We start from the raw sequence: 12140 nt of genomic DNA on the forward strand, positions 1-12140 counted from the left end.
TAATGCAACCTAAATATAAGAGGTGGGTTATAGTTAAAATAGCAAGGCCAATTCAAAATAGTTATCGAGACAACTTCGACGTTTGAATTTTTTTCCTTTGTGTTAAATTAACCTCTACAGGAAGTCCTTGCTCTATATCGAACTCCAGAATCGTTATTTTCTTATCAACATTTATAACTCTTGCTTTGGGATGAGTGTTAGCCAATTTCCATTTTCCGTGGAGAGTTAACTGCACTTGTTTTGGTTCAGCGGCTGTCAAGTTTCTCGCTGTAAACCCTATATCTGGATCGACGACCGACAAACGAATATGTTTTTTACTCAGATTTTTATACATAACCAAACATGATGTGTCACTCCCTTTTAGCACACTATCGACGTAGTCCATATTGCTTGATGCTTGGAACAACGCGTAAGCCCATATATTTTTACCCGTATGTTTTATTACATGTCGAGCATTGTTTTTTTCATAAACAATGTAAGGCTTCTTAGCACTGATATTATCCATACTATCGATGGTGGCGTTGGGTATTGTGATATACTCATAACCAGAGCTTTGGGGTGCTGTACCATGATCAATATACCCTATTGTATACTCACCAACCGCGTTTTGTGAGATATCAGCAGGCCATACCTGCTTGTGATTAGGCGTTTGCTGCACGCCCTGCCACACTTTTAAGTCACCGCTGCCAGCAACCACATAAAAGCCTGTTTGATAGTCATCAATCACCCAGTTATCACTATCACCAGTGAAACTCAACATGCCTTCTGAACTGTATGTGGCGCTATTTACTTCCACCGCACTCTGTGAATCGGCTAAACGCTGATATAAGGTAGTGACCGTTGAATGCACACCATCATCGTTATTTATATCTGAGGCTAAAGAAACAATAATGTCTCCGAAGGCAAAGTTAGATTTTTTGAAAGTGAAGCTAGTATTGTGCGTATCAGGACCGTAAACCGTACCAAAACCGCTGCCTAACTCTTGCTCCTGAAAATCCATAGCAAACATGCCATAGGTACCAAAGGTATCTTTTAAGGTGCCGTTTACTGCACCTTTATTATCAAAGGCTAATGAACCTACGAAGCGTTTTTGTTGTTTCTCATCAATACGAGAACGTTCTCCATGCAAGTGCTCCCATGGCAATACAATCGTTGTTGTACCTGGGTTGTAGTTCCAATTCCATGTTTGAACATCAAAGCCATTATTACCTACCGAGTTGTCCCCTGGGTAAATAACTTCCAAAGAGCCGTAACTTTGATAGCGTCCATAACGATTCGCATTTGAATAGAGTTCAGAACCCATCATGTTGTCGCTAAAGCCGTTAAATACAGCTAACCAATCACCTTTCCCAATGTTACTTTGTTGCCTAGCGACGCCCGCATTAGCATGGTTTAACTGTATAAAACCACTTTCAAATTCAGCTTTTTTACTATAGTCTACTAACGGTTCTTCATCCCATGTTCTGTTGTAATAGCCTGCTAAAACAGGGTCTGCGGTAGAAAGTCCAAGAATTTTCCCCCCGCTTACCGCTAGCTGCCTTAAATCCCAAGGAGTTGTCGAAATAGTTTTAATATGTGGATTACGCCCTACCATAGACAAAGCTTTTATACCTGAGTCATTACTCATCATTCGTTGCGCATAGATGAAGTCACGTAAATTTTTGTATGCATTAATGTCTATTTGAAAAGAGGTATCATCAAACGCGCTTATGATGCTTATAACAGAAGCCATTGCGTACATATATCCGTCGTAGGCAGCCCAGTGATGAAAACCAGAGCCATCGGGTTTTAAACCATCACTTGTCCCATTTGTGAATGTTAAAAAACGTTCAAGATATCGCTTTGATGCTTTCAACCACTGCACACGTTCATCATTACTGGTAGCGGTTTTCCATAAACCAAACAATACAATAGAGTCACCCATATTGTGCATCCAGTCGGTGTTGTAGCCTACCCCGGCTTGATAGTCACCCCAAAAATGCAAAAAGCCACCTGATTGTATATTCAGTGTATAGCCGAATATGTCTTTGATTTCATCTGAAAGATAATTTTTCAAGTGCATAGTATTACGAGCGAATTCCCTATAGCTATATGAGTTATAATCGCGTTTTATGTCAAGATCGCATAACTTCTGCGATACTAACCATACTATGTTGGATGCCTTTTCAGCTATATGGACATCGTTAGGCCCAACTAGCTTTAAATGCTGTGCAAATGTTTTAATTAATTTTCCAGCTTTGTCATAAGAAATAGCATTACCTGTGATTGAACCGCCGGCCACTACAATATTAAGGGCATCGTACTCAATCAATGCTTGATTTAAACGTGACTGCAGCAAAATAAGATCAACATCATCATCTGTTCCAACATACCTATCAGAGAGTGCTGTATAAATTTTATTAACATCAGCAACTTGTTTAGGTGTTGCTGAAGTAAGTGCTATATCAGTATTGAATACAATAGGTGCTGAACAAGCAGGATTGGGTGGTGGCGGTGCCTTTTTCATTTGCAAAGGCTGCCCGTTAAGAGTTGCATTGTCCACAGCAAAATCACGTGCAGTATGACCACCATCTGTGCGAATATATCGCAACTCCAGTTCATCACCATTATCGTCATTGTTGGGGATGTAGTTTAAACTAAAGTTATTTACGTTGCTGTTAGACGAAGTGAGCGCAAGAGCTTTAGTGCTTGCGAGCTCTTTATCATCGGTAACATTATGTAAAGTAACTTTAAGTTTCACATAGGAAGAACGTGGGTTGTAAACATAAGTGGCTATTGATAAAGGTTCATTTTCAACCATAACACAACTAAATCGATAGGCGCCACCTAGATTCGCTACAGCCGATTGCCCATCAAACAATAATGCACCATCACCCACACCGTCACCATTGTCACCATCGGTAGTAACATCTATAATCGCCAGATCTCCAATGGGAGAAAAACCTACATCATTACTGGTATCAGGTAAGCATGCAGTTTGACCAAATGAACTATACGAAGCAACTATCGAAAATAACGCAATAGAAAGTCGCTTAATGTTCTTCCTGGTTGACCGTGATAACTTTTTAGTCGACTTAGGTGTTATGTGTAAACAATGTTTCATAGAGTAGCCTCACTTTTTTATAAATGCCATTAGCATTAGAAGTTGATACCAGCAAACTCTTAAGATATCGACTCAAACAACCGCTTGTCTTATAACCTTACTACATGACAACATTACTACAAGGATAGGTTGCAGGCAATAACTTTGTCAACAATTTCAAAAAAGGCTTTGTCAAGAGTCGATCTAAGAGGTGTAGAAAAATAGCTGATTCCTGGTACGCAAGTAATAAAAGTCATAACGCTAAATATTTAGGGTTTGCCATTTAGACGCCCATGCCACATTTAAGAAATGACCACTTTTACATTGTTAATATTATTGCCGTTTTGTTGACATACTTTAATGCCAGATAAACGGCTACACTTGCGTATTTTTCAAGTTAAACAGACAACGGCAGGGGAATTAGGACGGCATTTCGCTTTAATTTATTAGCTCTAGCTTTACCGTCTTCTTAGTTAAGCGGTTTATTGGCCATTGCACCTTTTTTAATTCCAACTCTTTCTCTAGCTGTTTAGCCATTGTCCTTAGACGCTTGGTTTCGTGACTTGCTAAATTAACCTCTTCACCTATGTCATGAGTTAAGTTATATAATTCCCAGGTTTTGCTATTGTAATAATAAATTATTTTCCATTCGCCTAGCCTCATAGCACTATGAGGTTGATAGCCTGGCCCATGGGGACCCCACACATGTGGGTAATGGAATATCAATGCTCTTGTATTTGTTGCTTGTATTTTCTGGCTAGGTGAAAGCCAAGCCCCAGTCATATCAATACCGTCTAACTTGTAGTCTTTGGGGATTTGCTGGCTGGCATTAGCAACCGACAAAATAGTTGGAAATAAGTCTTCAATTATTAATGGTTGGTTAGAAGTACTATTTAATGCAATTGGCCATTTTTTTTGTAACGTATTTTTCGTTGTTGGTTTAGCCCAAGCTGCAATATATGGTACACGCGTACCCCCTTCATATGCCGAGCCTTTGCCAGAGTTCAGTGGCCAATTATGACTATTTAATTCTGTACCTCTAGGTGATGTTTCCCGAGTATGTCCTGACAAACCACCATTATCTGATGTAAAGATAATGAGCGTATTTTCAGCAATACCTAAATCATCTAAATGTTCTATTAATGCACCTAAACTTTCGTCCATACCCTCAACTAAAGAGGCGTAATTTTCTTCTACTTCGGGAATATCTATATCAGTATTGGTATAAGCCTTGTTTTGATAAGAAGCTACTAGTCTAGGGTGAGGTTCAATTGGCGTATGCACTGCATAGTGCGCCATATTCATGAAAAACGGTTTATTCTTTACTGACGCTTGGCTTATTAACTGTTTAGCTTTTTCAGTTAAAGCATCAGTTAAATGCACTGGTTTATTATGATATTCAGTGAGGCCAGGTACTCCACGTGGATAATTATCTATTACGGGTAAATCATTACCAAAGCTATTTTCCCCTAAATACGAGGCTGGCGCACCTGCTGAGTGACCTGCAACATTAAGATCAAAGCCTAAGTTTAACGGCTCTGCCCCTGTCGTTCCAATTGCACCAAAATGGGCTTTTCCCACATGGATAGTATGATAACCCGCTTTTTGTAATAATTTAGGTAGTGTAATGTCAGAGGCTTGCAAACCTTCTTTCCGCCAGTTTTTTGGTGGTGCTGTTGGCCCCCAACTACCTGAGTGTTCTTCATTAGCTCTTAAAGTCCAATTAGTTACATGGTGCCTCGTCGGGTTTTTCCCTGTCATCATAGAAACGCGACTTGGTGAACATACTGCATGTGAATAAGCTTGAGTAAACTTTACCCCTTGCTGTGCTAATTTTTCCATATTAGGCGTACTAAAATGTTGATTAGCTGGGGTAAGTTTACCTGCAAAAGCCACCGAAGTATCTTGCCACCCCATGTCATCAACTAAAAATAAAATAATGTTGGGCTGTTGAGAATCTACCTGATGACTGCTCTCTGCGCTGTGCGCTGAATTTAACGTTATTATTAGTGTAAAGAGTACAGCCAATGGCTGCTTTTGTAGACAAGTTATTAAATGTTTCATGCTGACTCTTTTACCACTTTGATTGTGTTCGATTTTCTGATTTTATGACCTACTGTGGCATACCATACAATAACAAGGTAACAAGGGATCATAATCCAATAGGCCGCTTGTGAGTTTCCTGTCGACTCAACGATACTGCCATAAACCAAGGGTAATATTGCTCCGCCTGAAATACCCATAATTAATAAAGCTGAACCTGTACTGGTATAGCGCCCTAAGCCTTCTAATGCCATAGGCCAAATTGCAGGCCAAACTAATGCATTGGCAAACCCCAGCATAGCAACATATAGAACAACATTAGGAATGGCTGTAATACCGGTCCACGCAAATAAAGCCTGCCATACTGAGTCACTTGTTCCTGTGGTATTCAAAATTAAAACCGATAGGATCACACCTAATATTCCAGATAGTGCCAATGCCACTTCCTGACTAATAAAACGAGGAATTGTCAGCATACCTGTAATATAAGCACCAACCATAAATGCCATTGTGTAAGAGGTTAATTGTCCAAAGTTCTCAACCCCGAGTTCCTGTCCAAACAAGCCAATGGTGTCACCGGCAATCACTTCAACTCCCATATAAAAGAATAACGTTAACGCACCAAAAATAAGTTGTGGAAATTTTAATATTCCCCAACGCGAGGCCTTTTCATGTTTACTTTCGTTTTGCTCATTGTCATCTGCATGCTTGGGCTCGGGTAATGGAGAGAAATGAATAAGAACAGCTAAAACACCTAGCATTAGCGCCATAACAATATAAGGCAGTATTAAGCGAGTTGATAATTCTGAGAGTTGAATCATACGTTCAGCTTCGCTAAGTAACGCAAGCTTTTCATCAGCGAACCCTGTCATGTCGGTTAGTATGAAAGCGGTAAAAACAATCGGAGCAATAATACCCGCACCTTTATTGAGTAAGCCCATGATGCTGATACGAACTGCAGCAGTTTCTTTTGGCCCCAATAATACAATATAAGGATTAGCAGCTGTTTGAAGTAATGTTAATCCTGAAGCGAGAATAAATAAGGCTAAAAGAAAAATACTATACATGCGTTCATAAGCAGCAGGAATAAAAACTAAGGCACCAATTGCCATTATTGCTAACCCAAGCACCATGCCTGTTTTATAACCCGTACGCTTTAAAAGCATTGAAACCGGTAACGCCATAACGGTATAAGCAATATAAAATGCCATTGTCACTAAATAAGCTTCCATATGATCAAGCTCACAAGCAATTTTTAAAAAGGGAATTAAGGAACCATTTAGCCAGGTAATAAAACCGAAGACAAAAAATAATCCTCCGACTATTGCCATTGGCATGAAACTCGATTGTTGTGAAGTTTTACTGTCAGTTAATGTACTCATATTTATCCCATCACTATTAATTATTAACTCTTCGCTATTTACTTATAAACAAGAGTCGTCTTTACCCACCTTATAAAATTTCAAATAGAAAGGCCTTGAAACTTCCTGAAACTCTGATAGCATGTTATCAGACAACATGAAGACATGACAACAGAAAAGTGTAAGCATCTGAAAAAATCAAAATCAACCGCCTGAATACGAGGTTAAATTTACCAAGGCGACAATCTCAAAGGCATATCGATCTGTTATTGCCTATCAGCTTTAAATAGTGAAACACAGATAGGGTTTACCCAATTTACACATTAACGAGACTTAACTCGTTATGTACCTTTAAGTTAAAAAATGAGGCTTAAATATGAAAGCAATTACTGAAATTATAAAAGCTAACCGCAATGGTGAATCAAAAGGCATATATGCAATATGCTCTGCTCACCCACTAGTTCTTGAAGCTGCAATAGAGCAAGCGAAGAGCGATGATACACCAATATTGATAGAGGCTACGGCCAATCAAGTAAATCAGTTTGGTGGGTATACTGGTATGTTCCCCAGTGATTTTTTAGAATTTATCGGCAAAATTGCAGACAGCAAAGGCTACCCTAGAAGTCGCATTATTCCTGGTGGTGATCACCTGGGCCCTGTGTGTTGGGTTAATGAATCAGCCGAGCAGGCGATGGAAAAATCTCGTGAGCTGATAAAGACTTACGTGGCAGCAGGCTTTAAAAAAATTCATTTAGATACCAGCATGAGCTGTGCAGATGACCCTTTTTGTTTACCTGATGAAGTTGTAGCAACTCGCGCTGCTGACTTATGTGCAGTAGCAGAAAAAACAGCAATTGATACATTTGGTCACTCAGACTTGGTATTTGTTGTTGGTACAGAAGTACCTCCCCCTGGTGGTGCAACAGAAGAGATTGACACATTAGAGTTAACCTCAACTGAGCGAGTAAAACAAACAATCGAACTTCACCGCTTAGCTTTCGAAGCGCTAAGCTTACAAGATGCTTGGCAGCGTGTTATTGGTTTAGTGGTGCAACCGGGTGTTGAATTTGATCATACAAGTATTATTGATTACCAATCTGAAAAAGCACAGGATCTCAAGAAATTAGTTACCACCATCCCTAATATCGTATATGAAGCACACTCATCTGATTATCAAAACGATGAAGCTTACGTATCACTGATCCAAGATCATTTTGGTATTTTAAAAGTTGGCCCGCAATTAACCTTGGCTTTACGAGAAGCGCTTTTTGCCTTGTCTTATATTGAAGAAGAGCTGATCCCAATTGAAAAACGATCATTTTTGCGTGATGTTTGTGAGCAAGAAATGCTCGAAGAACCCAAAAACTGGCAACGCTTCTATCCTGTACCCGCAAGTAAGGGCACCCTGTACCGCCGCTTTAGTTATAGCGATCGTATTCGTTATTATTGGCATATGCCACGTATTAAATCAGCTGTTGAGCAGTTACTAAACAACCTAAGCCAACAAACGATCCCCTTGCCATTAATTAGCCAGTTTTTGCCTGAGCAATATCGAGCAATTCGTAATAACACCTTATCAAATACACCACACGATTTGGTCAAAGCGAAAATCAAACAAGTCACTGAGTCATACGCTAAAGCTTGTTGGAAAAATTAACAATATGGTCAGCTTAGCTAGTGCTGAGCTGACCGTAACTGTCAAACATTAGGAATCAAACATGTCACAATATTTAACTTATAGCGAAGATTTTTTAACTGAAAAAAAGGGCTATTGGACAGCAAAAGAAATTTGCCAGCAACCACGCATATGGCGTGAAGCTGCTGCAAATGTCAAAAGTGAGAGTGAGGCCATCTTAGCATGGCTAAACCCCATACTCGCGAATACTAATTTACGCATAATTTTAACTGGCGCTGGCACTTCAGCTTATGTCGGCAATGCTATTGTCCCGCATTTAACCACTAAAACTGGCCGTGTATTTGAGGCGATTAGCACCACTGACTTAGTGAGCAACCCATTACAATATTTGATTAAAGATATTCCAACCTTGGTAATTTCTTACGGCCGTTCAGGTAATAGCCCAGAAAGTATTACAGCGGTAAAGTTGGTTGATCAAATCGTTGATAATAGTTATCACCTGATCTTAACTTGTAATCCAGAAGGCCAATTAGCACAGAGCGCTAAAACACAAAGCAATGCTTACTCTATGATAATGCCAGAGGGCACCTTAGATAAAAGCTTCGCAATGACAAGTAGCTTTACTTCAATGTTCGTCACAACATTAGCAATATTCACGCCTGATGATAGTCAATTAGAATTGGCGGCACAATGGACTGAAACGCTATTAGAGACAGGCCTTGAAAAGTTAAAAAAACAAGCAACAAAGCCAACTCAGCGTTTAGTGTTTTTAGGCTCAGGCGGCTTACAAGGTATCGCCAAAGAAGCAGCATTAAAGTGTTTAGAATTAACCGCAGGACAACTACTAAGTTATTTTGAAAGCCCCTTAGGGTTCCGACATGGTCCTAAATCTTTAATGGATGCCACCACTGAAGTCGTTGTTTTCTCTTCTACTAATGAGTATACCAAGCTATATGATGCCGATTTAATTTCTGAGCTTAAGCACGATAATCAAGCGCTTGATATCACAGTTCTCAATGCCGCTAGCTTTAACCAAACACAAGATATTGACGATGTTTGGGCTGGTTTACCTTATGTTGTTTACTCTCAAATTTTAGCTTTTTATAAATCAATGGATGCGAATATTACGCCCGACAACCCCTGCCCTACCGGTGAAGTTAATCGTGTTGTGCAAGGCGTTATTTTATATCCACTCGTGCTTAAATAGAGATTACTAACATGTTAAAAACAAATAATGCCCCGGTTAAGGCTATTTATGGTTTAGACATAGGTGGCACAAAAATGGAGATTGGTATCTTTTCGCCTGAACTCGAGTTACTGATGAGTTGGCGGGTACCAACCCCTGTAGATAGCTATAGCGAATTCCTTGATAGCATTTGTAAATTAATTCAAGAAGCTGATAAGATTACTGGTGCTAAAGGCTCTATTGGTATTGGCATGCCGGGCATTATTGACAATAATAATCGCGTAAAATCTGCCAATGTGCCCTGCGCGACAGGCCATAATATTGCCGATGATCTACATGCCCTAATTAACCGAAAAATTAGTGTTGCAAATGACTGTAGACTCTTTGCTTTATCTGAAAGTATCGGTGGAGCGGGCAATAAACTCGATGTTGTCTACGGCGCTATTATTGGTACAGGTGCAGGGGGGGGGCTTTGTGTCAATGGCAAACTGCTAAAAACAGTTAACAACATTGCTGGAGAATATGGTCATATTCCAGCTTCCGCCATGTTAATACATAAGTACAATTTACCGATTAAAATTTGTGGGTGTGGCTTAACGGGATGTATCGAAAACTACATTGCAGGCCCTGGCTTAGGTTGGCTATACCAACATTTTGGCGGTAATAATCAAAAAACGACTGAATTTGTTTCACAATTAAGAGCCAACGATCCTATCGCAAATAAAACATTTGCTTGCTATATGGATTTGCTAGGCTCTGCGTTTGCTTCACTAGTCCTGTCTTATGACCCCAATATTATTGTTGTCGGCGGTGGTCTTTCTAAAATAGACGAAATATTAACAGCGCTTCCCGCTGCTATTAACCAACACCTTTTTGATGGAACCACTTCTCCAGCGATTAAACGCGCAACATTTGGTGACTCCAGTGGAGTTCGCGGCGCAGCCATATTAGGGAGTCAACATGCAATCAACTAAAAGTTACTATTTACGTGCTAAACAGGTATTTTGTGAGGATGCTATTCTAGACAATCACTATGTACTTGTTAAAGATGGAAAAATATTAGCAATAACCGATGAGCCAGACGCTGGCATCAACACCATTGACTTAGGCAACCATCATTTACTGCCGGGCTTTCTTGACCTACATATTCATGGCCGAGAAGGTTGTGACATCATGGACGCAACTCAAGAGTCTATTGAAATTATCTCAAGCTCATTAGCAAAACACGGCGTTGTTGGTTTTTTGGGAACAACAGTCACCTCAACATGGGAGAATACATTAGCTGCTTTTGAAGCTATTGGTACCGCGTATCATAAACAGCCAAGTGGTGCTCAGGTTTTAGGTGCTTACAATGAAGGCTTATTTTTTACTAAAGACCATAAAGGTGCGCACGATGAGCAATACTTCCTTCCGCTGATACGTGAGAACATCGACTCCATTATCAAGGTTGCCCAAGGCTCGTTAAAAGTTGTTGCCTTAGCACCTGAGCTACCTAACTCTGATGAAGTCATTCGCTATTTGTCTTCAAAAGGGATTAAGTGTATGCTCGGCCACACCAATGCCAATTATCAACAAACAACTGATGCGATGCATGCCGGCGCCTGTGGTGGCGTACACGTATTTAACGGCATGAGAGGTATTCATCATAGAGACCCTGGCTGTGCTGGCGCTGTATTGTTAGATAAAGATGCTTATGTAGAAGTTATTGCTGATGGAGTTCATCTTCACCCCGGTATTTTAGAGCTTATTTACCGCATGAAAGGTACGAATAAAATGGGCCTAATTAGTGACTGCATTGTTGCAGGTGGCATGAAAGATGGAACCTATAAATTAGGCATGCTTGATGTCAACGTAACAGATGGAATCGCTCGAACAAAAAGTGGCTCGCTCGCTGGTAGTACATTAACACTTGAAAAGGCAGTTGCTAATTTAGTTAATTTAACCGAAATACCGCTATTAGAAGCTGTTCATATGGCAAGTTTAATACCAGCACAGTTTCTCGGTGTGGATTCAACTTTAGGCAGTATAGCTATTGATAAAAGAGCTTGTTTAGCCATTGTTGATGACGAGTTAAATGTTAAAGGAACCATCATTGATGGCAAACCCGTCTTTCTGTCGGACAGTATTTCAACAAAATTTGAACTATTAGATTAAATTTATTAGGCCGCTATATGCTTACTAGCGGCCTAATATTTACACCGTTGTTAAGCGTTAAATACCAACTCTCACGCATCACACCCACCTCTGTTAATAAACAGCGACATTAGCTAAGGCCCCCGAAGTTGTTTGCACTCTTATATTGCGATTATGTTACGGAGAAAAACATCCCCCCTGTTAAGCAACTAGCATTTACCTTACACCCCACCACAAAACACTCCTAGGATATAGTCCTAATTCTGCTACACTAGCAGCCACAAACCTCTTTATAGCCGCTGTTCGTGCAGTTGACAATATAATGGTCCCCGCTAGATGAAGCGTAATATTATTACGCTAATCTGATGAGTTGCTGCTGATTTAATTAGGTGTTACCCCAATAAACAATATTTAACGTTTATTGTAAAATAAATTGAACTTTATTAAAAAAGTACGCTCTTATTAAACAGTAATGTTATTCCCTTAATATTTCATGTTTTATGCACCTATTTTATAGGTGCATTTTTTTTGCTTGCTTTTGGCGTCTAAAGGACTTGAGTATTTCAAGTTTAGTAAGCGTCTGCTGAACCACACCTAGTTAAGTTGCAGTTTTACATTCCAAGGTAGTAACTTTTCCACATCAACCTCATTATAGCTAAGTTGTTCAAGGCAATGAGTAATGTAATCAAATGGCGTTAA

At 39.8% G+C, this 12140-nt stretch carries 7 protein-coding genes; 4 read left to right on the top strand and 3 right to left on the bottom strand.

The genetic code is table 11. The annotated features are described in order from the left end of the window. Nucleotides 1–61 precede the first annotated feature (61 nt). From AC0UA9_RS03065 to AC0UA9_RS03075, 3 genes are all read right to left on the bottom strand, one after another. Nucleotides 62–3103 carry a polysaccharide lyase family 8 super-sandwich domain-containing protein gene (locus AC0UA9_RS03065; protein ID WP_475656864.1) on the bottom strand — a complete coding sequence of 1014 codons (3042 nt, stop codon included), beginning with the start codon at nucleotides 3101–3103 and terminating at the stop codon, nucleotides 62–64. Nucleotides 3104–3520: 417 nt separating this feature from the next. Further along, nucleotides 3521–5146 (bottom strand): sulfatase, encoded by a 1626-nt coding sequence (locus AC0UA9_RS03070; protein ID WP_475656866.1) that lies wholly within the window; start codon nucleotides 5144–5146, stop codon nucleotides 3521–3523. Then, nucleotides 5143–6507 carry a sugar MFS transporter gene (locus tag AC0UA9_RS03075; protein ID WP_475656867.1) on the bottom strand — a complete coding sequence of 455 codons (1365 nt, stop codon included), beginning with the start codon at nucleotides 6505–6507 and terminating at the stop codon, nucleotides 5143–5145. The genes AC0UA9_RS03070 and AC0UA9_RS03075 overlap by 4 nt, the downstream gene beginning before the upstream one ends. Before the next feature lie 355 nt (nucleotides 6508–6862). Between AC0UA9_RS03075 and AC0UA9_RS03080 the strand changes: the two genes are divergently transcribed. The 4 genes from AC0UA9_RS03080 to nagA all read left to right on the top strand — a co-directional run bounded on the left by AC0UA9_RS03080 (nucleotide 6863) and on the right by nagA (nucleotide 11462). Further along, nucleotides 6863–8143, top strand: coding sequence for a D-tagatose-bisphosphate aldolase, class II, non-catalytic subunit (locus AC0UA9_RS03080; RefSeq protein WP_475656870.1), 1281 nt, complete (start codon nucleotides 6863–6865; stop codon nucleotides 8141–8143). 61 nt (nucleotides 8144–8204) lie between these two features. Further along, nucleotides 8205–9329 (top strand): SIS domain-containing protein, encoded by a 1125-nt coding sequence (locus tag AC0UA9_RS03085; protein WP_475656872.1) that lies wholly within the window; start codon nucleotides 8205–8207, stop codon nucleotides 9327–9329. 11 nt (nucleotides 9330–9340) lie between these two features. After that, nucleotides 9341–10282, top strand: coding sequence for an ROK family protein (locus AC0UA9_RS03090; protein ID WP_475656874.1), 942 nt, complete (start codon nucleotides 9341–9343; stop codon nucleotides 10280–10282). After that, nucleotides 10269–11462 (top strand): N-acetylglucosamine-6-phosphate deacetylase, encoded by a 1194-nt coding sequence (gene nagA / locus AC0UA9_RS03095; protein WP_475656876.1) that lies wholly within the window; start codon nucleotides 10269–10271, stop codon nucleotides 11460–11462. Before AC0UA9_RS03090 ends, nagA begins: the two co-directional genes overlap by 14 nt. Nucleotides 11463–12140: the final 678 nt, after the last annotated feature.

This window comes from Colwellia sp. F1 (assembly GCF_056238625.1).

Bases quoted from the DNA above. Each gene is read 5' to 3' on its own strand.
- AC0UA9_RS03090 (WP_475656874.1), top strand. From the start codon at position 9,341: ATGTTAAAAACAAATAATGCCCCGGTTAAGGCTATTTATGGTTTAGAC.
- AC0UA9_RS03065 (WP_475656864.1), bottom strand. From the start codon at position 3,103: ATGAAACATTGTTTACACATAACACCTAAGTCGACTAAAAAGTTATCA.
- AC0UA9_RS03075 (WP_475656867.1), bottom strand. From the start codon at position 6,507: ATGAGTACATTAACTGACAGTAAAACTTCACAACAATCGAGTTTCATG.
- AC0UA9_RS03085 (WP_475656872.1), top strand. From the start codon at position 8,205: ATGTCACAATATTTAACTTATAGCGAAGATTTTTTAACTGAAAAAAAG.
- AC0UA9_RS03080 (WP_475656870.1), top strand. From the start codon at position 6,863: ATGAAAGCAATTACTGAAATTATAAAAGCTAACCGCAATGGTGAATCA.
- nagA (WP_475656876.1), top strand. From the start codon at position 10,269: ATGCAATCAACTAAAAGTTACTATTTACGTGCTAAACAGGTATTTTGT.
- AC0UA9_RS03070 (WP_475656866.1), bottom strand. From the start codon at position 5,146: ATGAAACATTTAATAACTTGTCTACAAAAGCAGCCATTGGCTGTACTC.